Here is a 21513-nt window from a genome sequence, read left to right on the forward strand (position 1 = left end):
GTTTCGGGGTCGATCCCGGGCAAGCCGAAACACGCTCGACACAACATGTGGGGGGTGCCGCTCCCAACGAGCCCCACATGTATGCTCAACTCTGTTGTCGCCGCAGGAGAATCCGGTGGAAATCCGGAACTGTCCCGCAACGGTGTGCCGTGGTGCGCTTTGCGCGCCCGCGAGTCCGAGTACCTGCCGACGACGCATCCGGTTCGACCGATCCGGGTGCCGAGACGTCCGGGCCCCGAGGTTGGGCCGGTGGACGCCGCACCGCGCGCCGCCCGGTTCCGGGTCGGCGTACGCGGGCGTGCGCTGCCGTGCCCTCCCCCTGGCCCAGAGCCGAGCGAGGGAGAGCACCACGTGACCATCGCGCCAGCCGATCCGGCTTCAGCGATCTCCGAGCGGGTACGGGAGACGGCCGTACCGGCCGCCGGACCGGCCGGTACGGCCGACGGGCCCGGGACGGGCCTTCTGCGGCTCCTCACGGACCTCACCGCCGACCTCCCCGACACCGACCCCGGCAAGGTCGCCGCCGCCGCGCTCCGGGGCCGTAACGCCGCGTCGGACGAGGCCGAGTTGCGCGGGCTCGCCACCGAGGCCGCCGCCGGGCTCATCTCCGAGGACCCCGCGTACTCCCGGCTCGCCGCCCGCCTCCTCACCCGTACGATCGCGGACGAGGCCGCCGGCCAGGGCGCCGTCTCGTTCTCCTCCTCGGTCGCCGTCGGTCACACGGAGGGCCTGATCGCCGACCGTACGGCCGCGTTCGTCACCCGCCACGCCGCCCGGCTCGACGCGCTGATCGACCCCGCCGCCGACGACCGCTTCGGCTACTTCGGTCTACGTACGCTCTTCAGCCGCTATCTGCTCCGGCACCCGATCACCCGCGATGTCATCGAGACGCCGCAGTACTTCATGCTGCGTGTGGCGTCCGGGCTGGCCAAGGACGACTCCCCGGCCGCCGTGGACGAAGTCGCCGCGCTGTACGGCCTGATGAGCCGCCTCGACTACCTCCCCTCCTCCCCCACGCTCTTCAACTCCGGCACCCGGCACCCCCAGATGTCGTCCTGCTATCTGCTGGACTCCCCGCTGGACGAGCTGGACTCGATCTACGACCGCTACCACCAGGTGGCCCGCCTGTCGAAGCACGCGGGCGGCATCGGCCTCTCGTACTCCCGTATCCGCGCCCGCGGTTCGCTGATCCGTGGCACGAACGGGCACTCCAACGGCATCGTGCCGTTCCTGCGCACGCTCGACTCCTCCGTCGCCGCCGTCAACCAGGGCGGCCGGCGCAAGGGCGCGGCCTGCGTCTATCTGGAGACGTGGCACGCGGACATCGAGGAGTTCCTGGAGCTGCGCGACAACACCGGTGAGGAGGCCCGCCGTACGCACAATCTGAACCTCGCGCACTGGATCCCCGACGAGTTCATGCGCCGGGTCGACGCGGACGGCGACTGGTCGCTCTTCTCCCCCTCCGACGTGCCCGAACTGGTCGACCTGTGGGGCGACGACTTCGACGCCGCCTACCGCGCGGCCGAGGCGGCGGGCAAGGCCCGCCGGACCATCCCGGCGCGCGAGCTGTACGGCCGGATGATGCGCACCCTCGCGCAGACCGGCAACGGCTGGATGACCTTCAAGGACGCGTCGAACCGTACGGCGAACCAGACCGCCGAGCCCGGCACCGTCGTGCACTCCTCGAACCTGTGCACCGAGATCCTGGAGGTCACGGACGACGGCGAGACGGCCGTCTGCAACCTCGGCTCGGTCAACATCGGCGCGTTCGTGACGGAGAGCGGTGAGGGCGAGGGCTTCGAACTGGACTGGGAGCGGCTGGACGAGAGCGTCCGCACCGCCGTGACCTTCCTCGACCGGGTCGTGGACATCAACTTCTACCCGACCGAGCAGGCGGGCCGCTCCAACGCCAAATGGCGCCCCGTGGGCCTGGGTGTGATGGGTCTCCAGGACGTCTTCTTCAAGAAGCGGCTGCCGTTCGACTCCGCCGAGGCCGCCGCGCTCTCCACCCGTATCGCCGAGCGGATCATGCTCGCGGCGTACGAGGCGTCCTGCGACCTCGCCGAGCGCGAGGGCCCGCTGCCGGCCTGGGAGCGGACGCGTGCCGCGCGTGGCGTGCTGCACCCCGACCACTACGACGTGGCGCTCAACTGGCCCGAGCGCTGGGACGCGTTGCGGGCGCGCGTCGCGAAGACCGGTATGCGCAACTCGCTGCTGCTCGCCATCGCGCCGACGGCCACCATCGCGTCGATCGCCGGGGTGTACGAGTGCATCGAGCCGCAGGTCTCGAACCTCTTCAAGCGCGAGACGCTGTCGGGCGAGTTCCTTCAGGTCAACGCCTATCTGGTGGCGGAGCTGAAGCGCCTCGGCGTCTGGGACGCGCAGTCCCGCGAGGCGCTGCGCGAGTCCAACGGCTCGGTGGCGGGCTTCAGTTGGGTCCCGGCCGACGTGCGTGAGCTGTACCGCACGGCGTGGGAGATCCCGCAGCGCGGCCTGATCGACATGGCGGCGGCGCGTACGCCGTTCCTCGACCAGAGCCAGTCGCTGAACCTGTTCCTGGAGACGCCGACCATCGGGAAGCTCAGCTCGATGTACGCGTACGCCTGGAAGAAGGGGCTCAAGACCACGTACTACCTGCGCTCGCGCCCGGCGACCCGGATCGCCCGCGCGGCGAAGTCGGCGACCCCCGCCGTACCGCTTCCGATGGCGCCGGACGCCGACGCCATCGCCTGCTCCCTGGAAAACCCCGAGTCCTGCGAGGCCTGCCAGTAATGACCACCCCTGCCGCTGAGAAGAACCTGCTCGACCCGGGCTTCGAACTGACCCTGCGCCCCATGCGCTACCCGGACTTCTACGAGCGCTACCGGGACGCGATCAAGAACACCTGGACGGTGGAGGAGGTCGACCTCCACTCCGACGTCACGGACCTGGCCAAGCTCACCCCCGGTGAGCAGCACATGATCGGCCGGCTGGTCGCGTTCTTCGCGACGGGCGACTCGATCGTGTCGAACAATCTGGTGCTGACGCTCTACAAGCACATCAACTCCCCCGAGGCGCGGCTCTATCTCTCCCGCCAGCTCTTCGAGGAGGCCGTGCACGTCCAGTTCTATCTGACGCTGCTCGACACCTACCTGCCGGACCCGGCGGACCGGGCGGCGGCGTTCGACGCGGTCGAGGAGATCCCGTCGATCCGCGAGAAGGCGCAGTTCTGCTTCAAGTGGATGGACTCGGTCGAGACGATCGACCGCCTGGAGTCGGCGGCGGACCGCCGCCGCTTCCTGCTGAACCTGATCTGCTTCGCGGCCTGCATCGAGGGCCTGTTCTTCTACGGAGCGTTCGCGTACGTCTACTGGTTCCGCTCGCGCGGGCTGCTCCACGGGCTCGCCACGGGCACCAACTGGGTGTTCCGCGACGAGACGATGCACATGAACTTCGCGTTCGAGGTCGTGGACACCGTCCGTAAGGAGGAGCCGGAACTCTTCGACGACGCGCTTCAGCAGCAGGTCACCGACATGCTGAAGGAGGCGGTCGAGGCGGAGCTCCAGTTCGGCCGCGACCTGTGCGGCGACGGTCTGCCGGGCATGAACACGGAGTCGATGCGCGAGTATCTGCAATGCGTCGCGGACCAGCGCCTCCAGCGCCTGGGCTTCGCGCCGGTGTACGGCTCCGAGAACCCGTTCTCCTTCATGGAGCTGCAAGGCGTCCAGGAACTGACGAACTTCTTCGAGCGCCGCCCGTCCGCGTACCAGGTGGCGGTGGAGGGCACGGTCGGCTTCGACGACGACTTCTAGGCCGCCGCCCGCGCTCGGTCTCATCTGCCCCGGCTCGGGGGCGGGCAGATGAGACCGGCGGGCGAGACCGGCGGGTGCGGGTCAGCCGGTGCGGGTCAGCGGGTCCGGTAGCGCGCGTAGATCAGTCCGCTGTCGAAGGCGCGCTGCTCGACCAGCTCAAGATCGAGACGCACGCCGTCGGGGAAGAACCGCTTGCCGCCGCCGACCACGCTCGTGGTGACGAACAGGTGGTACTCGTCCACCAGACCGGCCGCGATCGCCTGGGCCGCGAGGTTCGGTCCGTCGACGGTGAGATCGTGCTCGGCCTCGGCCTTCAGCCTGCGCACCGCGTCCGGGTCGAAGGTCCGCTCGATCCTGGTCCTCGCGCTGGACACCGACTTGAGCGTCGTGGAGTACACGACCTTCTCCGCGGCCTGCCAGTCGCGGCCGTACTGAAGAATGTGCGGCGGCTGGTCGGGCTCGGTGTGCGCGGTCTCCCAATACACCATCGTCTCGTACATCCGCCGGCCGTAGAGGTACGTCCCGACGGGACGGAAGAGGTCGTTGATGAAGGTATGCACCTCCGGATCGTCGGCCCCGGTACCGAGATCGCCCTCCTCCGCCTCGGCGTAGCCGTCGAGCGAGGTGATCATCGAGTAGATGAGCTTTCCCATGCCGCGTCTCCTTCGAGTACGACCACGCCGGGCTGCCGGCCGGTCCTGGGGACTCTGACCTCCGTACGCCCCGGAACTCATCGCTCGACGGACGGACCGGTTCCGTCAACGGTTCGGACGCCGGACGAGTCACCCCGGGCACGCGGCACGGGCAGGATGAGCACATGTTCCACTCTCCCCTCCCCACCGGCGATGGCCTCCACCTGCGCGAATGGACCGAGGCGGACATCCCCGCCCTCTCGGCGCTCTTCGACGAGCCCGAGATGGACCGCTGGACACCGCTCTCCTCACCGTTCGACGAGGCCGCGGCACGCGCGTATCTGCTCCGCGCCCACGAACGCCGGGCAACGGGCCAGGCGCTCCAACTCGCCATCACGACGGACGGACACACTCCCTTGGGCGAGGTGCTGCTGTTCACGGCGGCGGAGGACGGCTCCCAGGTCGAACTCGCCTACGGCATCGGCGCCCCGTACCGCCGCCGGGGCCTGGCCTCCCGAGCGGTCCGCCTGCTGCTCCCCCACGCCTTCACCGCCCCGTCGGTCCACCGGGCGGTGCTCCGCATAGATCCCACCAACGCGGCGAGCGAGGCGGTGGCGGTCAAGACGGGTTTCCGCCTCACGGACGAGCCCCCGGTCGTCCGCGAGAGCGACGACCGAAGCGTACGGCTCCGGACATGGGAGCAGCGGCGCGGCGACGCGTACTGAGGGGAGTTGCACGGGTCGCGACGCGTGACCGGCGCCGTACGCCCCGCGTTGGATGGTGAACTACATTCGCACATCGGTACGTTGGGGCGTGAGGCGTATGGGAACCAGCAGCCGCCAGAAGCAGCAGCGGCCTCCATCGGATCTCGGCTTTCACCCTGGACACAACGGATCCATGGTGGTTCTGGAGACGCTGGAGCACCGCCGGGTCGGATACATCGAGTCCCAGGACGTGGGCCTCGTGATTACCAACCCGGCGAAGGTCAGCACCTTCGGACTGCGCTATGGCAAGTACGAGCTGCGAAGCCGGGTTCCAGACTCTGGAGAACCTTGTCGCAGTCCTCGATGACATTCGCTGAAGTCGTTGCCTTGCAGACCCTCCGGGGCGCGCTGCTGATCGACACGGCATGCCAATGCGAATCCACAACAGGACATAACGGCATGTGGGTTGAAGGAGGGCAAATATCGGATCATCCTGTCCCTCATGCGACTCGCCTCCGCCTCCTTGAACCTGCCCACCACGGGTGACTACGCCCACGACTGGGCCTTGATCGACGTCGAGACGTCGGGCTTCGTAGCGCGGCGGGACCGAGTGCTGTCCGTCGCGGTGGTGACGATCGGTCCGGACGGCGAGCAGACCGGAGAGTTCTCGACGCTGCTCAACCCGGGATGCGACCCGGGTCCGGTGCATGTCCACGGTCTGACCGCTGAGCGGCTGCGGGACGCGCCGACCTTCGATCAGGTCGCCGGGCAGATCGGGTCCTTACTCCAGGACCGGGTGCTGGTCGCCCACAACGCCCAGTTCGACTACGACTTCCTGGCCCATGAGTTCGCCCGTGCGCGCATGTGGCTGCCGGTGTCCAGGCGGCTCTGCACTCTGGCCCTCAACCGGCAGGTGGATCCGCCGACGGACGACATGAAGCTGGGCACGCTGGCCGCTCACTACGGCGTGCCGCAGACCCGGGCCCATGACGCGCTGGACGACACCCGCGTGCTGGCCGGAATCCTGCGGGCGTCGCTGCGTGAGGCGGCGCGGCTCGACCTGCCCCTGCCGCTGGTGGCCTGCCCGCCCCGGGCGGAGTCGCAGTTCACCCCGAAGCCGCCAAAGACACCTTGCGCCTACCGGAACCCGGGTCGGCTGACTCCCGGCGAGCCACTTCGGCAGGGGATGAAGATCGCGATAACCGGTGAGACCGCCCACGCCCGGGCGGAGTTGGTCGGGCGGGCCGTGGCCGCCGGGCTGAACATGGTGACGTCCGTCAGCCGCCACACCAGCGCGCTGGTCACCAACCAGGCGTCCGATTCAGCGAAGGCGCGGCGCGCGGCATCCGAAGGCGTGCCGGTCATCGACGAGCACACCTTTCTGCGGATGCTGGCCGACGTACGGGCCGGGACAGCACATGAGGCGACAGCCTCCGTGGCGGTTCCGGTCAAGGCGCCCACGACACCACAAGCCCACTTCGCGCAGCTCGTACCCGAATCCGTTCCGGCTCCCGTTCCCGTACCGCGCCAACCGGTAGGCGTGGTCGACACCTTGGGCGCCTCCCTGTCAGGGCACCGGGTGCTGGTTCTCGGCGGCGTCCACGCCGATGCCGTCACGGCCCGGACCCGCGTCGTCGAGTTGGGCGGGTCCGCAGCAGTCAATCTGTCGGTCAGCGTCACCGACGTCGTCCTCCTCGCCGGCGGCGAGAGAGACCGTCGCATGAGCCGCATCACAGCACTTGAACTCCCCGTGCACGACGAACAGTGGCTGACCGCGCCCACAGCCGCCGCCCCGGGCATCATGACGGCCCGGACACAGGACCCGCAGGTGATGCCGAGGGGTGGCGTCATCGACCTTCCCATGCCGCACGGCACGCCCGCGCCCGAGTGGTACGTCACCGCAGGCTGGGCTCCGCAGGCCAACTGCGAGATCGATGTGGTCGCCTTCATTCTCGACGAGGACGAACAGGTCACCTTCGATGAGGACTTCGTCTTCTACGGCGCCCCGGAAAGCCCCGCCGGCACCGTGCGACTCCTCACCGGCGGCCCTGCGGAACAGACCATCGCCCTTGACCTCGCGTCCATGCCGCCCGCGACCCGCAAGATCGTCGTCGCCGCGGCCATCGATGGCGCCGCCACCTTCGGGACGATCGGCGCGATCCAGATCGGGGCCGCTGCCGGCAGTAGCGGATCGCCCATCGCCAGGGCCACCCTGGACGCCGCCACAACCGAGCGCACGGTGCTTCTCGCTGAGATCTACCGCCGGGGACCGGTCTGGCGTCTGCGCGCCGTCGGCCAAGGCTACGACCACGGCCTCGACGCCCTCGCGCGCGGTTACGGAGTCAGCATCGCCGACTGAACGGGGAGGCCGGCGGTGATCGCGTGCCTGCGACGGCGCCACCGGCTCAGCTGCCCCGTGACAGCTGAGCCGGCCGCCGCCCGTCCCCCGTCAGGGGCGCGCATAGGCTGCCCGCCATGGACGACATACGGGTGCGTACACGCACGCGGCTGGTGGCGGCGGCAGTCGCCGGGGGGACCGTCGCGGCCGGGCTCGGGGTCAGGGGCGTCGCGGACGGGGGTGTCGCCAAGTACGGCGGGGTCGCGCTGTACACCGTGCTCGCGTACGTCCTCGTCGTCCTGGTCGCTCCCCGTGTGCGGGCCGTCGTCGCCGGCGCCGTCGCGTTCGGGTTCAGTTGCGCCGTCGAGTTGCTTCAGCTCACCGGGGTGACCGCCGGGCCGGCCGAGCGGAGTGTTGTCGTGCGGCTCGTGTTCGGGTCGACCTTCAATGCGCCTGACCTGCTGTGGTACGCGGTCGGGGCCGCAGCTGCCGCGCTGGTGCATAGGTCGGTGAGCGGCCGAGGGGCGGCTTTGGTGCGTCGTCCGGGAGTTCCGCGCGCCTGAGTTGGCGGTCGATGGCGCGGTCCTTGAGGTGACCGATAAGCCCGGGGAGCGCGAGAAGGGCGAAAAGGGACAGTACGACGAGGTAACCACCGATTGCGTTCATGGCTCTACTGTCGTCGCTCCACGACAGAAAAAGCAGTGGCAGGACTGTCATGGACCATCGAATTACTGCCACACTGGCGCCATGCTGAGAAACGTCGCGGTCGTCCTGCTCGACGGAGTCCACCCCTTCGAACTCGGCGTGCTCTGCGAGGTGTTCGGCCTCGATCGCAGCGCCCAGGGTCTGCCCGTCTACGACTTCGCCGTGGTCTCCGCCGAGGGCCCCGTCCTGCGTACGCACGCCGGGTTCACCATCTCCGCGCTCCAGGGTCTCGGCCGGCTGGACGCGGCCGATCTGATCTGTGTGCCGGCCGGGGACACGTACGTCGTCCGCGACTATCCGCCCGAGCTGCTGGACGCCCTGCGCCGGGCCGTGGACCGGGGCGCGCGCGTGCTCAGTGTCTGCGCGGGCGTGTTCACCCTCGGCGCCGCCGGGCTGCTCGACGGGCGCCGCTGCGCCACCCACTGGATGCACTCCGCCGAACTGGCGGAGGCGTATCCGCTCGCCGACGTGCAGCCCGACGTGCTGTACGTCGACGACGGCCCGGTGGTCACCTCCGCCGGTACGGCCGCGGGCATCGACGCCTGCCTCCACGTCGTACGCCAGGAGCACGGCCCCGAGGTCGCCAACGCGATCGCCCGCCGCATGGTGGTGCCGCCGCACCGGGACGGCGGACAGGCGCAGTTCATCGAGCGCCCGCTGCCCACCAGGTGCGACACGGTGGGCGGGGTCCTCGCCTGGATGGAGCGGCATCTGGACAGCGAGATGACCGTCGAGCAGCTCGCGGAGCGCGCCCATATGTCGCCCCGTACCTTCGCGCGCCGCTTCCAGCAGGAGACGGGCACCACCCCGTACCGCTGGCTGCTGCGCCAACGCGTGCTGCTGGCACAGGAGTTGCTGGAGGGGACGGACGAGACGGTGGACGCGATCGCCGGCCGGTCCGGCTTCGGGAACGCGGCGGGGCTGCGGCACCACTTCCTGCGTACGCTCGGTACGACCCCGAACGGCTACCGGCGCACGTTCAGGGGCCCCACGCGCGTCGCGTGAGGCCCCGTCAGCCGGAACGAACCGTCAGATGCCGCAGCTCGGCGCCGACCAGAAGCGGCTCGGCCGGTGGTCGACGTGCGCGTGGTCGTTGTGGTCCGGGTACCCCGGGCCGAGGATGCCGTTGAAGCCGTGGTTCCGCGCGTTCTGGGCCAGGCTGCACAGCGTGTGCGGTCCGGACCCGATGTCGGCGGCGTCGCCGTACAGATGACGGCTGCTGGAGGCGCCGCCGACCGCGTTGTTGCAGGCGTGCGAGCGGAATCCGCTGGTGATACGGAGCGGCTGGTCACCCATCGCGTGCCGCATCGCCTCCAGCTTCCACATGGTGCGCAGGGCGTTGGACTTGGCGGTCGCCGCGCTCACCGCGCCGCCCGACCAGTCGGAGTTGCAGTTGTTCAGCTCCGCGTACGTGAAGTGGATCGGCGTGCAGTCGTCGTCCTGGAGCGCGTAGATCTTGTTGAAGGTGGCCGGCCCGGCGACGCCGTCCGCCGCCAGCCCGTACGCGGACTGGAAGCGCTTGACGGCGGCGGCGGTGGCGGGCCCGTAGGCGCCGTCGATGCCGAGCACGGCGCCGTTGCCGGCGTGACCGGCGACCCGGATCTGGAGCTGGGTCACGGCGGCGCCGCTGGACCCCTGGGAGAGGGTGCCGGACCAGGTGTAGCAGCCGTCGGCCTGCGCGGTGCCGGCGGTGGCCACCGCACCTGCCCAGGCAAACGTCAGGGTCATGACAAGGCTGAGCAGAAGTCTTGAGGTACGTCGCAACATCGGGTCTCCAGAGTCAAGGCAAGGCGAGATGTACGGCCAAGATGTACGGCAGAGAGTGGCGCACGGGTCGACGCGCGTCAACCCGTCCCCGGACAGGGCCACTTGTCGGACCAATGGCGCTTCCGCGGCCGGCCGCCGTCATGCCGACGGCCCCGCTCCCGGAGATCCGGAACGAGGCCGCCCATTCCTCGGGCCTCAGGCGTTCGGCACGACCTCGTAGCGAGGCGTGCCCTCTTCCATCTGCCGCAGCGCGTCCTTGCGGTCGCGCTTGGAGAGCCGGTCGATGTACAGGTATCCGTACAGATGGTCCGTCTCGTGCTGGAGGCAGCGCGCGAAGTAGCCCGTGCCGCGCACCTTGATCGGCTTGCCCTGGGCGTCCTGGCCCCGCACCACCGCGTAGTCGGGCCGCGCCAGCTCCGCGTACGCCGTCGGGACGGACAGGCAGCCCTCGTTGCCGTCCTCCAGATTGCGCTCCTCCGGCGGGAGTTCGTCCAGCACCGGGTTGCACACGACTCCGACGTGCCGCACCCCGTCGTCGTCCGGGCAGTCGTAGACGAAGACCTTCAGGTCCACACCGATCTGGTTGGCGGCCAGGCCCACGCCCTCCGCCGTCCGCTGGCTCGCGAACATGTCGTCCACGAGCGCGGCGAGCTTGTCGTCGAACTCGGTGACGTCCTGGCACTCCTTGTGCAGGACCGGATTGCCGACGACGGTGATCGGGCGCGACGTGCCGCGCTCGCGATGGGCCAGCTCACGCGCCTCCGCGTCCCGCGAATCGACGACAAAGCCCTCGTCGTCCACGATCCCCGCGCCGTCCGCAATCGCCACGAACCCGTCCCCCCGCTCCGCCTGGGAGGCCCCGCCCTCGGTCTTCTGGTCCGTCTCCTGCTGCGCCATGTCCGCAGTACGCCTTCCTCGGTACCCGCTGCTGCCTGTACACCGCTGCCTGCGCGATGTGCCCGTACAGCCTACGGCCCCCCGGTCGCGCCGTCCGGCGCGATGCCCGAGATACCCCCTCAAGGGCCGCCGCAGGACTCCAGGGCCGCCGTAGGACTCAAGAGCCTCCGTAGGACGGAGTCAGCAGACCTCTTCCAGATCCCGCCACTCACGCGTCTGCGGACTGTCGGCGACCCAGCCGTCGAGCAGGCCACGGACCAGTCCGGGCGGCGCGGCTATCCCGCACTCGCGCTCGGGGACCCACAGCTCGCCCTCCGTGCGGTGCCCGAGCGGCCCCGGATGGCCCGGCTCGCTGTGGTCGTGCGGGTCCAGGTGCTCGCCGTCGCCCTCGGCGCTCGGCATCCGGCTCTCCGAGCAGGCCCGGCAGAGCAGCCGTACGGAGGACGACCAGTCCTCGGCGGCGAAGCCCGCGTCGGCGGCGAGCCGCTCCAGCGCGTCCCGGTCGGACTCGGTCGCCGCTTCCAGCAGCACCACCCAGGTCGGCACGGGCGACGGGGCCCACAGCTCGATCTCGTCGAAGACGGGGAAGGCCCGCGCGGAGCCGCTGGACCCCGCGGCGGTCGTCCGCTCCCCGTTCGGCACGCCGTCGTGCAGGACGACCTCGCCCCAGCGGCGGCCCGAGGACGGCAGCGGGATGGACAGGATCTCGATCCTGGCCGGGTCGAGCCTGCGGCCCCAGACGACCTCGGCCTCGCCCTCGGGCGAGAGCCGCACGGCCGCGCTGCCCAGCTCCATGCCGACCGGCTCACCGGTCGCCGCGGACGTGAACTGATTGCCGGGGACCTTGAGGCCGTACGCCTGCCAGGCCCGCCGGGCCAGCGGCCAGTCCTGGAGCGCGGTGGCCGCGATGCCCACGTTCCACCAGTCGGGTGCCCCGGTCTCCTTGTCGAGCAGCGCGACGGCGCGCAGCCCGGCGGCCCGCGCCTGCTCCCAGTCGTGCCGGAACTTGTGCAGCAGCGCCAGGTTGAACCAGGACTCGGAGAGCCAGGGCTCCAGATCCGCCGCCCGGGTGAGCAGCGCGCCCGCGTCCTCGTACCGTCCGTCGCCGATCAGCGTGAACGCGCGGTCGGTGGCCTGCCGCCATGAGGCGGAGGGCCGATGCCGTACCTTCCCGAAGATCTTCACGATTCCCGCCTGCCGGTCGCTCGGGTCTGTGCCCCCAAGACACCCTCTTGGACTCCTCTTCGCATCCAACCATGCCCGGTCGGACGCTCGCTCCTTACCCATGGGTTACCCAGCCCGACCAGGGGTCAGACCACCGCGTGACAGGACACGCGCCAGAGATTCGACCACCTCGGGCTGGTAGTCGTGACCGGTGCCGAGGCGCAGCCGCTCCAGGGCGCTGAGCGGCCCGGTCGCCCCTCCGGGGCCGCTCGTGCTCGCACCGGTGAGATCGTCGTAGGCGTTGACGGCGCGGATGATCCGCGCCGGCAGAGGCTGATCGCGGTACGGGTCGGCCTGCCGCTCCACGACGACGGCGACCGCCGACGGGACCCCGGTCTGGCGTACGACGGCCCCGCCGAGCAGCGCGATCCGGCGCTGCTCGGCGACCGGCAGCAGGGCGGTCGCGCCGTCGGGCACCGGATCGACGAGCGACAGCTGGCCGATGTCGTGCATCAGCGCCGCGTGTTCCAGGACGGTCAGCTCGGCCCCGGAGAGCCCCAGCTCACGGCCGACGGCGCGGCTCAGCTCGGCGACCCGGTGGGCGTGGCCGTGGCGGGTGTATCCGGCGATCTCGGTGGCGCGGGCGAGCGAGGCGATGGTCTGGCCGTAGGTGGTGCGGACGGCCGCGTAGCGCCGGAACGACAGCTGTGTCAGCAGCAGCGGCACACAGAAGACGGGCAGCGCCCACAGCCCCGCCACGGCGACGCCGAGGGCCATCACGGCGCCGGTCGCGCAGACGGCCGAGCCGATGCCCATCAGGGCGCGCAGTTCGTCGCGGAGCAGCGGTCCGTACGGATGGCGGGTGCGGGCGCGCAGCAGCAGCGCGGCGAGGACGGCGTCGCACAGCGCGGTCAGCATCAGTAGGAGGAGGAGCAGCAGCGCGTACCAGGGGCCTTCGCCGACCCATGTCCCCCGCGCGCCCGAGGCGACGAACGGCTGGAAGCAGACGGCGGCGAAGCCGACGGTGAGCACCCGGCGCGCGACATGGTCGCGCGCGGGGCCGTGGCCGCGGGCCAGATGCGGTACGGCTCCGACGAGGACGGCCGCGACGACGACGGCGACCGTCTGTAGGACGCCGTGCTCGGCCGGCCGGCCCGCGCTCTGCCCGAGCAGGGCGTACGCGAGGGCCCCGGCGGCGCCGAGGGGTGCGGGCTCGCGCTCGCCGGGGAGGGCGCCCTGGCGGACGAGTTCGCCGACGGTGATGAGCACGCCGAAGGCGAGGGCGGTCCGGGGCTCGGTGACCCCGTGCCAGAGGGTCCGGCCGAGACCGAGCGCGGCGAGGAGGAGCGCGGCGCCGTGGACGGCGGTGACGGTGAGCGCGGGACGGGCGGCGGAGGGGGCGGGGCGGGGCGAACGGATGCTCGGAGGGTTCATCCGGGACCGCCGGGCGTACGCGGGTCGTCCGGCCGACGTGGTGGCGTGACGTTTTTGCGCGGGCGGCCGGGGTCGGCGGGCAGCGGCGCACCGGCGGGCACGGCGAGCGCCTCCCGCGCCGGGGCCGACCCGGGAGCCGTGGGAGCCGTGGGAGGCGGGGGCGGCGAGGGAGGCGGGGGTGGCTCAGGAGGCGTGCGAGGCACGGGCGGCTCGACAGCCGCCTCGTCCGAGGTGACCGCCGTCTGCCAGCCGTACCGGTCCAGCGCCCGTACGAGCGCCCGCACCATCCGGGGGTCGAACTGGGTCCCCGCACACCGCCGTAACTCCGCCAGGGCCGTCGCCACGGGCCGCGCCCGCCGGTAGGACCGGGTCGAGGTCATCGCGTCGAAGGCGTCCGCGACGGCGACGACCCGGGCGAACTCGGGGATCTCGGCGCCCGCCAGGCCGTACGGATAGCCGGTGCCGTCGAGCCGTTCGTGGTGGTGCAGGATGGCCAGCCGGGCCTCGCCGAGGAATCCGATGCCGCGCACGATCTCGTGGCCGTACTCGGGGTGCAGCTCGATCACGCGCCGCTCCTCCGGGGTCAGCGGCCCGTCCTTGCGCAGCACCCGCGTGGGGACGCCGAGCTTGCCCACGTCGTGCAGGATCCCGGCGAACCGGAGCACCTCCAGGCGCTCACCGTCCATCCCCAGCTCACCGGCGATCATCGCCGACGCCCGCCCGACGCGTTCGCTGTGGCCGCGCGTGTAGCGGTCCTTGAGATCGACGGCCTGTACGAGCGCCCTGATCGTCGCCTGGTGCGCGGCCCGCTCCCGGTGGTACTGGGCGAAGACCCAGCAGGAGATGTACATGGGCAGCAGGACGAGGAGCGCGGAGAGCGGACCGTACGGGCTGCGCCAGAGGACGGCCATCATCAGGCCGGCCAGGGCGTGCGCACCGTACGGCGCGAGCGAGCGCGGCAGCAGGCCGCGCCAGGCCGTGCGGACGGGCTGCCGGTCGGCGGTCACGAAGATGCCGCCGTCGAGCGCGCTCAGGACCAGGCAGAAGGCGAGCACGCCGGCCCCGGCGGGCAGCAGGGCGTACGGGAAGTCGGGGATGCCGGGGGCGGCATGGCCGGGGTGCGCGGTGCCGCCCAGCGCCGCCGGACCGCCGAGGAGCCGGTGGGCCTGGGCGGCGGCCCAGGTGGCGAGGGCGAGCTGGGCCGCGCGCCATACCCGGCGGACCCCGGCCGGCGGCTGCGCGACCCGGCCGCAGAGCGCGCCGGGGACGGCCACGAGCGCCGCGGCGGCGGGCGGCAGCAGGAACGCGGCGGCGAGCAGTACGGGAAAGAACGATCCGGTGACGACGGGCATCGAGCCGCGCACCGACCTCCCCAGGAAGCGGCAGCGGGCGGGCGCCTCGCAGAGCGCGTACAGCGCGCCGAGCAGCAGGACGGCGGGCCACGGGCCGTCGGGGCCGGGCAGACCGGGGAGGGCGGAAGGGGCGAAAGCGGGAGTGGTGAACGCGGGGAGCACGCACGCGAGCGCGGCCAGTACGGCGAAGCAGATGTAGGAGCGCGCCGCCACCGGAATGGAGTTCATCCCGCCTCACCCCGCACACGGTCCTCGGCACCGGCCCGGTACCGGCCCCAAACAGAGCGTCAGGCTAGCGAGTTGGGTACGGGCGCACCGGCGGACGGCGACGATTAGCACCATCGGGTGATGCGTACGAACACACACGCGGGGCGCGCCGCGATGTGCGCGGCGCGCCCCGTAGGCGTGTCGTACTACCGGCGGACTGCCGTCGGCCGGCTACTCGTTCGCGGTGGCCGGCTGGTCCGAGTCGACGTCCGTCACGTCCCGCTCGGGCACGGCGTGGCCGGCCCGGATGAGATCGATCCGGCCCATGACCTTGGCCCGCAGATCGGTCGGTACGTCGTCATGTCCGCAGCACCGCTTGACCAGCTTCTTCACGGCCTGTTCGAGTCCGTACTTCTCCAGACACGGCGAGCACTCGTCGAAGTGCTCCTCGAACTTCGTGCAGTCCTTGTCCGGCATCTCCCGGTCGAGGTACTCGTAAAGATGGTCGAGAACTTCGGTGCAATCCGTCTCGTGCGGCTCTCCGCAACTCATGAGCCCGAGCCTTTCCGATCGTCCGACGACTCTCCGGCGCCGGCCGGGGCGAGCCCGCGCTCGCGCGCGTAGTCCTCAAGCATGCCGCGCAGTTGACGCCGGCCACGGTGCAGTCGGGACATCACCGTACCGATGGGTGTCCCCATGATGTCCGCGATCTCCTTGTACGCAAAGCCCTCTACGTCGGCGAGATACACCGCGATGCGGAACTCCTCGGGAATCGCCTGGAGCGCTTCCTTCACATCGGAGTCCGGAAGGTGGTCCAGCGCCTGGGACTCCGCGGAGCGCAGACCGGTCGACATGTGCGACTCGGCGCGCGCCAGCTGCCAGTCCTCGATCTCCTCGGCGGCGCTGCGCTGAGGTTCACGCTGCTTCTTGCGGTACGAGTTGATGAAGGTGTTGGTGAGGATGCGGTACATCCACGCCTTGAGGTTGGTGCCCTCACGGAATTGGTGGAAGGAGCCGTACGCCTTGGCGTAGGTCTCCTGCACGAGGTCCTCGGCATCGGCCGGGTTGCGCGTCATGCGCAGGGCGGCCGAGTACATCTGGTCGAGATAGCCGAGAGCGTCCCGCTCGAAACGGGCATTGCGCTCGGCGGCGGACTCTTCCCTGTGGCCGTCGTCGGTCCCTGTGTCGGTCCCAGTGACCGGACCCACCTCCTCCAACGCTGCGGCAGGCCCGAAGGCGGACCCACTCGAATCGGAGAATAGTCGACCTTGTGCCGGGGCGGGCTTCGTGGCCGCCTCGGCCGACGGCCGAGCGGGCGCGGTCCTGGGTGCGGAGAGCACCGTCCACTCCACTTCGGTGGCGTGCGACCGGGCGGGGCAGATGGTCGAACCCATGCGACGGACTCCCTTTCCAGGATCTGTGTACCGACATCTCGCACAACAGTCGCCGCCTACGACGCATTCCCGGGTACGCGTGCACGCTGCGTCAGCGGGCCGACTGTGACCGGATCCACTCTCCGACGCCGTCCGTAAGGAGGGTGAGGGCCTCGTCCTGGGTGAGGGTGGCCCGCTTGGGGACGGCGAAGGAGTGGTCTCCGTACGGCACCTCAAGCAGCTCGTATCCGTCGCCGGAAACGCCGCCTCCTACCTCGGCGGGGAATTCGGCGGGTTTCCCGAAGGGGTCGTTGCCGCCCTGGACGACGAGCGTCGGCACCCCGGCCGCGAGCAGTTCGTCGGCGCGGGACTTCTCCGGCCGGCCCGGCGGGTGCAGCGGGAAGCTCAACGCCAGTACGGCGTGGGCGCCCAGCTCCCGTGCCGTACGGCAGGCCACCCGCGCCCCGGCGCTGCGCCCGCCCGCGACGACAGGCAGTCCGGGCCTCGCCAGCGCGGGCCAGAGCGCCCGCCAGCCGGTGTCGAGGGTCTTGGGCGCGGGGGCCAGCTTCTTCCCGGCCACCCGCCAGGGCTGTTCGACCAGCGCCACCGTCACCCCGAGCGCGGGCAGCGTCGCGGCGAGCGCCTGGAGGTCGCGTGCCTCGATGCCGCCGCCCGCGCCATGGCTGACGGCGAGGACGAGAGGGGCCGCGGTCTTCTTCGACGCCGTCCCCTTCTTGGGAGGGTGCCAGGTGATACGGGCGTCGCCCGCGAGGGTGTCGACGATCTCGCTCTGCATGGCACCAGGATCACACCGGGACGGGCGTACGCCGCCGAAGGCAGCCGCGTCCTCCGTAGAAGGTCCTCCGCGACAGGTCCTCCGTCAGAGCGGCCTCCGTCAGAAGGTCCTCCTCAGCGGGCCCACCGTCAGAAGAGCGTGCTCTCCTCGGGGGCGGCCAGTTCCTCCAGCAGCTCCGGACCGTTGTTCCGTACGTTGCTGACGGCCGTCGTCACGGGATAGGCGCGCATCAGCCCCTCCGGCGGCGGCGCCAGCAGTTCGCGCAGCTGTTCCACGTCCGTACGGGCCGGATCCAGCCAGGCGTCCCACCGGTCGGGCGTCAGCATCAGCGGCATCCGGGGGTGGATGTCGGCGAGCGACCGTGGCCCGTCGGCCGGAGCCACGCCGAGCGGGCCGGTCTCCGCCTCGGTGGTGACGACCGAGCACGTCACCCACCACGCGTTCGGGTGGTCGTCGGGCAGGGTCTTGTCGCGCCAGAACTCGTACAGACCGGCCATGGCCATGACCGACCCGTCGGCCGGGGTGACGAAGTACGGCTGCTTGCGGGGCCGCTTCTTCTTGCCCTGCTCCTCCAGCTGCCGCTCCTCGGGGGCGGTGACCCACTCGTAGTAGCCGTCGGCCGGTATGAGGCAGCGCCGGGAGGCGAAGGGCCGCCGGAAGGACGGCTTCTCGTGGACGGTCTCCGCGCGCGCGTTGATCATCCGGGCGCCGCCCTCGGGCGTCTTGGACCAGGAGGGCACGAGCCCCCACCTGAGGGTGCGCAGCTGCCGTACGGGGGTGGGATCGTCGGCGCCCTTCACGGGGCGCTCCAGGACCACGTAGACCTCTTTGGTAGGTGCCACGTTCCAGTCGGGCGCGAGGGTCCCGCCGCTCTCGGGCGGATCCCACTTCTCGACCTCGAAGAGCCCGACGAGATCCTCCGGCCTACGGCTCGCCGCGTACCGACCGCACATGCTCAACCACTCCTCGCCCATGACCCGGCGCATCCGCGCCCGGTCACGCTACCGACACTCCCCCAACCCTCGCAGACGCACTGTTGGGGCGCGGGGGAATCCCCGCGCCCCAACAGGCACTGTTGCCGGTTTCGGCCCTGCTTCGGCCCCGCTAGGGCCCCGCTACGGTCAGCGGATGTTGACGTCGATGCAGGCGTAGAACGCGTTCGAGGTGTCGTAGACGTTCCAGACGGCCAGGACCTTCTGGTTGCCGCGGATGCTGCCGAAGTTGACGTTGTGGCTCACGTTGGCGCCGGGGGTGGCACCACCGTCGTTGAACTCGGCGACCTTGGTGTTGCCGACGAAGTACTGCCAGGTGCTGGTGCGGTGCCGCGCCGTCAGCGTCCAGTTGAACGTCTGGTTGACGCCGATGTTGGAGCGGCGCCAGCCCTTGCCGTCGTCGCTCAGCTCGGAGAACCGGCCGACGCCACCGTGACAGTTGTTCTGGCCCTTCGGGCCCTCGACGCTCTGCGGCTCCCACTTGATGTCGCCGCAGGAGACGACGCCGGTCTTGCACTGGTCCTGCCGGCTGGCGGGTGAGTTGATCCAGCCGTGCGCGGAGGCGGTCGGGGCGGGGAGGGTGACGGCGATGATCGGTGCGACCGCCGCGCTCAGGATGAGCGCGAGACGAGTTTTCTTGTGCATGACAACTCCTTCGTCGTGACGCCCGGCGGGACCCGCGCCGACACGGCGGTCGGCCCAAGCCCGCTACGGACTCACTGCGTGTGGGGAACTCGCGAAGGTGCACGAACAGTTGCATCGACAGCAGAAGAAGACCGGTGACGGTCCGGCGGAGCGCTGTCGCAGGGCTAACCACTCCAATGTTCTACTAGGTCTAGACCATGGCAGCCGCTTTCGGGTGTCGTCAAGACTTGAACTGCCCTTGACCGCACGTGGCTTGAAACCCTCCAGCCCCTGTGCGGCGACCGGATCCCGCGCGCAAGTGCCACACTTCGACGACGTACAACCGCCGCACAACCGCCGCACAACCGCCGCGTACCCGCCGCGCACCCGCCGCCCATCCGCCACGCATCCCGACGCACACCCGTCGTACGCCCTCCTGAGGAGCCGCCCGAGCGATGATCAGCACCGATTCCAGCGACATCGCCGCCGCCTCGATAACCGATCTGTGGGATCGCGTTTTCGGCACCCAGCCCGTCCCCGAGGACTGGCTGGTGATCGCCACCGCCGTCGTCGCCCTGGCCGCCGTCACGCCACAGGCCCTCTGGCGGCTGTCACGCAACGCCGTCACCATCGCCCACGAGGGCGGGCACGGCCTCGTCGCCCTCCTCACCGGCCGCAAGCTCGACGGCATCCGGCTGCACTCCGACACCTCGGGCCTCACCGTCAGCCGCGGCAAGCCCACCGGCGTCGGCATGATCCTCACGGCGGCGGCCGGCTACACGGCCCCGTCCCTGCTCGGCCTCGGCGGCGCCTGGCTGCTCGCCTCGCACCACATCACGCTGCTGCTGTGGCTGGCGACGGCCCTGCTGCTGGTGATGCTGGTCATGATCCGCAACGCGTACGGGGCGCTCACCGTCGTCGTGACAGGTGCGGCCTTCCTGCTGATCTCCTGGCTGACCGGTCCCACCGTGCAGGCCGCGTTCGCGTACGCCGCCGTATGGTTCCTGCTGCTCGGCGGCGTACGGCCGCCCTTCGAGCTCCAGTCCAAGCGGCGGCACGGCGGCGCCCCCGACTCCGACGCGGACCAGCTCGCCCGGCTGACGCATGTGCCGCCGACGATGTGGCTGTTCATGTTCCACGCCGTATCGCTGTGCTCGCTGATCGGCGGAGGCACCTGGCTGCTCGGTCTGTGACAGCGGCACCGACGTCCCGCCGCCCGCCGGTAGGGAATAGGCCGTCCGCAGGTCGCGAGCCGGTCACATGCCAGTGGCGTGCCCCCATACCACCTTCGTATTACGCCCCGATTTCAACGTATTTGATCGGGATCGCGGTCGTTGTGCAGCCATTAAAGTAAAGGCCATGACCGAAAGCGCCGTGCACCCTGCCCTCTGGCCCGCCCCTTACGCGAGCGGGGCCGTCGAAGCGACGGTCACCGTGCCCGGTTCGAAATCGGTCACGAACCGCGGCCTCGTCCTCGCCGCGCTCGCCGCCGAACCCGGCTGGCTGCGCCGCCCCCTGCGCTCACGCGACACGCTCCTGATGGCTGAGGCCCTGCGCGCGATGGGCGTCGGCATCGAGGAGACCGTCTCCTCCAGCTCTGCCGCGGCCGGCTCCATGACACCCCCACGCGGCGCGGGCGCCCCGTCGTTCACCGGCGAGGCATGGCGGATCTTCCCCAACGGCCTGCACGGCCCGGCCACGGTCGACGTCGGCAACGCCGGTACGGTCATGCGCTTCCTGCCGCCCGTCGCGACCCTCGCCGACGGCCCCATCCACTTCGACGGCGACCCCCGCTCCTACGTACGCCCGCTCCACGGCGTCATCGACGCCCTGCGCACCCTCGGCGCCCGCATCGACGACGAGGCCCGCGGCTCGCTCCCGCTGACCGTGCACGGCGGCGGCGCGCTCGACGGCGGCACCGTCGAGATCGACGCCTCCGCGTCGTCCCAGTTCGTCTCCGCGCTGCTGCTCTCCGCGCCGCGCTTCAACCAGGGCGTCGAGGTACGGCATGTGGGCGCCACCCTCCCGTCACTGCCGCACATCCGGATGACCGTCGACATGCTGCGCCGTGTCGGCGCCCAGGTCGACGAGCCGGAGACCGGCGGCGAGCCCAACGTCTGGCGGGTCTCCCCCAGCGCGGTGCTCGGCCGCGACCTGACCGTCGAGCCGGACCTCTCCAACGCCCAGCCGTTCCTCGCCGCCGCCCTCGTCACCGGCGGCCGGGTGACGGTACGGGACTGGCCGGCCCGCACCACACAACCCGGTGACGCGCTGCGCCGGATCTTCACCGAGATGGGCGGTTCCTGCGAACTGACCGCGCGCGGGCTGACGTTCACCGGCGGCGGCCGGATCCACGGCATCGACGTCGACCTGAGCGAGGTCGGCGAACTGACCCCCGGCATCGCGGCCGTCGCGGCCCTCGCCGACGGCCCCTCCACACTGCGCGGCGTCGCCCATCTGCGGCTCCACGAGACGGACCGGCTGGCCGCGCTCACCAAGGAGATCAACGAGCTGGGCGGCGATGTCACCGAGACCGCCGACGGTCTGCGGATCCGCCCGCGCCCCCTGCACGGCGGCGTCTTCCACACGTACGACGACCACCGCATGGCCACGGCCGGCTCGATCATCGGCCTCGTTGTCGACGGCGTGGAGATCGAGAACGTCGCGACGACCTCCAAGACGCTGCCCGACTTCCCGGAGATGTGGACCGAGATGCTCGCGGGAGCGGGAGCCTGAC

At 70.9% G+C, this 21513-nt stretch carries 19 protein-coding genes and 1 riboswitch; of the genes, 8 read left to right on the plus strand and 11 right to left on the minus strand.

All coding sequences use genetic code 11. The features are described from left to right. The first annotated feature begins 74 nt into the window (after window positions 1–74). Window positions 75–206, plus strand: a riboswitch (cobalamin riboswitch). 145 nt (window positions 207–351) lie between these two features. Next, window positions 352–2772 carry a ribonucleoside-diphosphate reductase subunit alpha gene (locus ACFYNU_RS31780; RefSeq protein WP_356586288.1) on the plus strand — a complete coding sequence of 807 codons (2421 nt, stop codon included), beginning with the start codon at window positions 352–354 and terminating at the stop codon, window positions 2770–2772. After that, window positions 2772–3791: a ribonucleotide-diphosphate reductase subunit beta gene (locus tag ACFYNU_RS31785; protein ID WP_356586286.1), complete on the plus strand. Its 1020-nt coding sequence runs from the start codon at window positions 2772–2774 to the stop codon at window positions 3789–3791. Before ACFYNU_RS31780 ends, ACFYNU_RS31785 begins: the two co-directional genes overlap by 1 nt. A 95-nt stretch (window positions 3792–3886) precedes the next feature. Here ACFYNU_RS31785 and ACFYNU_RS31790 read toward each other — a convergent pair whose 3' ends face one another. Continuing rightward, window positions 3887–4444: a dihydrofolate reductase family protein gene (locus ACFYNU_RS31790; protein WP_356586284.1), complete on the minus strand. Its 558-nt coding sequence runs from the start codon at window positions 4442–4444 to the stop codon at window positions 3887–3889. Between the two features lie 164 nt (window positions 4445–4608). Between ACFYNU_RS31790 and ACFYNU_RS31795 the strand changes: the two genes are divergently transcribed. The 4 genes from ACFYNU_RS31795 to ACFYNU_RS31810 all read left to right on the plus strand — a co-directional run bounded on the left by ACFYNU_RS31795 (window position 4609) and on the right by ACFYNU_RS31810 (window position 9175). Then, window positions 4609–5148, plus strand: a complete 540-nt coding sequence (locus tag ACFYNU_RS31795) for a GNAT family N-acetyltransferase (RefSeq protein ID WP_356586282.1) — start codon at window positions 4609–4611, stop codon at window positions 5146–5148. 481 nt (window positions 5149–5629) lie between these two features. Continuing rightward, window positions 5630–7486, plus strand: a complete 1857-nt coding sequence (locus ACFYNU_RS31800; protein ID WP_356586280.1) for a TerD family protein — start codon at window positions 5630–5632, stop codon at window positions 7484–7486. Between the two features lie 116 nt (window positions 7487–7602). After that, a complete protein-coding gene (locus ACFYNU_RS31805) occupies window positions 7603–8028 on the plus strand; it encodes a DUF2809 domain-containing protein (protein WP_356586278.1) in 426 nt (141 codons plus the stop codon). Between the two features lie 184 nt (window positions 8029–8212). Beyond that, complete coding sequence (locus ACFYNU_RS31810) at window positions 8213–9175, plus strand: helix-turn-helix domain-containing protein (protein WP_356586276.1); 963 nt, start codon at window positions 8213–8215, stop codon at window positions 9173–9175. A gap of 24 nt (window positions 9176–9199) precedes the next feature. On the opposite strand, the gene ACFYNU_RS31815 is transcribed toward ACFYNU_RS31810, so the two are convergent. From ACFYNU_RS31815 to ACFYNU_RS31860, 10 genes are all read right to left on the minus strand, one after another. Continuing rightward, on the minus strand, window positions 9200–9937 hold the full coding sequence (locus tag ACFYNU_RS31815) for a D-Ala-D-Ala carboxypeptidase family metallohydrolase (protein ID WP_356586274.1): 738 nt from the start codon (window positions 9935–9937) through the stop codon (window positions 9200–9202). 195 nt (window positions 9938–10132) lie between these two features. After that, window positions 10133–10834 carry a peptide deformylase gene (def, locus tag ACFYNU_RS31820; RefSeq protein WP_356586272.1) on the minus strand — a complete coding sequence of 234 codons (702 nt, stop codon included), beginning with the start codon at window positions 10832–10834 and terminating at the stop codon, window positions 10133–10135. Between the two features lie 180 nt (window positions 10835–11014). Next, complete coding sequence (locus ACFYNU_RS31825) at window positions 11015–12019, minus strand: hypothetical protein (RefSeq protein ID WP_356586270.1); 1005 nt, start codon at window positions 12017–12019, stop codon at window positions 11015–11017. A gap of 105 nt (window positions 12020–12124) precedes the next feature. Further along, window positions 12125–13432 (minus strand): HD domain-containing protein, encoded by a 1308-nt coding sequence (locus ACFYNU_RS31830; protein WP_356586268.1) that lies wholly within the window; start codon window positions 13430–13432, stop codon window positions 12125–12127. After that, complete coding sequence (locus ACFYNU_RS31835; RefSeq protein ID WP_356586266.1) at window positions 13429–15012, minus strand: HD-GYP domain-containing protein; 1584 nt, start codon at window positions 15010–15012, stop codon at window positions 13429–13431. The genes ACFYNU_RS31830 and ACFYNU_RS31835 overlap by 4 nt, the downstream gene beginning before the upstream one ends. A gap of 210 nt (window positions 15013–15222) precedes the next feature. Then, entirely contained in the window at window positions 15223–15543 is a 321-nt protein-coding gene (gene rsrA, locus ACFYNU_RS31840) for a mycothiol system anti-sigma-R factor (protein WP_356586264.1), read from the minus strand. Then, window positions 15540–16199, minus strand: a complete 660-nt coding sequence (locus ACFYNU_RS31845) for a sigma-70 family RNA polymerase sigma factor (RefSeq protein WP_069627276.1) — start codon at window positions 16197–16199, stop codon at window positions 15540–15542. The genes rsrA and ACFYNU_RS31845 overlap by 4 nt, the downstream gene beginning before the upstream one ends. A gap of 277 nt (window positions 16200–16476) precedes the next feature. Next, a complete protein-coding gene (locus ACFYNU_RS31850) occupies window positions 16477–17160 on the minus strand; it encodes an alpha/beta family hydrolase (protein ID WP_356586262.1) in 684 nt (227 codons plus the stop codon). A 128-nt stretch (window positions 17161–17288) separates the two neighbouring features. Then, window positions 17289–18113, minus strand: a complete 825-nt coding sequence (locus tag ACFYNU_RS31855) for an SOS response-associated peptidase (protein WP_356586260.1) — start codon at window positions 18111–18113, stop codon at window positions 17289–17291. Window positions 18114–18281: 168 nt separating this feature from the next. Then, window positions 18282–18797, minus strand: a complete 516-nt coding sequence (locus tag ACFYNU_RS31860) for a lytic polysaccharide monooxygenase auxiliary activity family 9 protein (RefSeq protein ID WP_356586258.1) — start codon at window positions 18795–18797, stop codon at window positions 18282–18284. Between the two features lie 434 nt (window positions 18798–19231). Between ACFYNU_RS31860 and ACFYNU_RS31865 the strand changes: the two genes are divergently transcribed. Further along, window positions 19232–19969 carry a M50 family metallopeptidase gene (locus tag ACFYNU_RS31865; RefSeq protein WP_388767978.1) on the plus strand — a complete coding sequence of 246 codons (738 nt, stop codon included), beginning with the start codon at window positions 19232–19234 and terminating at the stop codon, window positions 19967–19969. Between the two features lie 166 nt (window positions 19970–20135). After that, window positions 20136–21512, plus strand: coding sequence for a 3-phosphoshikimate 1-carboxyvinyltransferase (aroA, locus tag ACFYNU_RS31870; RefSeq protein WP_356586256.1), 1377 nt, complete (start codon window positions 20136–20138; stop codon window positions 21510–21512). The last annotated feature ends 1 nt before the right edge of the window (window position 21513 follow it).

Source organism: Streptomyces sp. NPDC006643 (genome assembly GCF_042870175.1).
Taxonomy (GTDB): Bacteria; Actinomycetota; Actinomycetes; order Streptomycetales; family Streptomycetaceae; genus Streptomyces.

Bases quoted from the DNA above. Each gene is read 5' to 3' on its own strand.
- ACFYNU_RS31865 (WP_388767978.1), top strand. From the start codon at position 19,232: ATGATCAGCACCGATTCCAGCGACATCGCCGCCGCCTCGATAACCGAT.
- ACFYNU_RS31860 (WP_356586258.1), bottom strand. From the start codon at position 18,797: ATGCACAAGAAAACTCGTCTCGCGCTCATCCTGAGCGCGGCGGTCGCA.
- ACFYNU_RS31855 (WP_356586260.1), bottom strand. From the start codon at position 18,113: ATGTGCGGTCGGTACGCGGCGAGCCGTAGGCCGGAGGATCTCGTCGGG.
- ACFYNU_RS31795 (WP_356586282.1), top strand. From the start codon at position 4,609: ATGTTCCACTCTCCCCTCCCCACCGGCGATGGCCTCCACCTGCGCGAA.
- def (WP_356586272.1), bottom strand. From the start codon at position 10,834: ATGGCGCAGCAGGAGACGGACCAGAAGACCGAGGGCGGGGCCTCCCAG.
- rsrA (WP_356586264.1), bottom strand. From the start codon at position 15,543: ATGAGTTGCGGAGAGCCGCACGAGACGGATTGCACCGAAGTTCTCGAC.
- ACFYNU_RS31790 (WP_356586284.1), bottom strand. From the start codon at position 4,444: ATGGGAAAGCTCATCTACTCGATGATCACCTCGCTCGACGGCTACGCC.
- ACFYNU_RS31805 (WP_356586278.1), top strand. From the start codon at position 7,603: ATGGACGACATACGGGTGCGTACACGCACGCGGCTGGTGGCGGCGGCA.
- ACFYNU_RS31830 (WP_356586268.1), bottom strand. From the start codon at position 13,432: ATGAACCCTCCGAGCATCCGTTCGCCCCGCCCCGCCCCCTCCGCCGCC.
- ACFYNU_RS31810 (WP_356586276.1), top strand. From the start codon at position 8,213: ATGCTGAGAAACGTCGCGGTCGTCCTGCTCGACGGAGTCCACCCCTTC.
- ACFYNU_RS31800 (WP_356586280.1), top strand. From the start codon at position 5,630: ATGCGACTCGCCTCCGCCTCCTTGAACCTGCCCACCACGGGTGACTAC.
- ACFYNU_RS31835 (WP_356586266.1), bottom strand. From the start codon at position 15,012: ATGAACTCCATTCCGGTGGCGGCGCGCTCCTACATCTGCTTCGCCGTA.
- ACFYNU_RS31785 (WP_356586286.1), top strand. From the start codon at position 2,772: ATGACCACCCCTGCCGCTGAGAAGAACCTGCTCGACCCGGGCTTCGAA.
- aroA (WP_356586256.1), top strand. From the start codon at position 20,136: ATGACCGAAAGCGCCGTGCACCCTGCCCTCTGGCCCGCCCCTTACGCG.
- ACFYNU_RS31815 (WP_356586274.1), bottom strand. From the start codon at position 9,937: ATGTTGCGACGTACCTCAAGACTTCTGCTCAGCCTTGTCATGACCCTG.
- ACFYNU_RS31850 (WP_356586262.1), bottom strand. From the start codon at position 17,160: ATGCAGAGCGAGATCGTCGACACCCTCGCGGGCGACGCCCGTATCACC.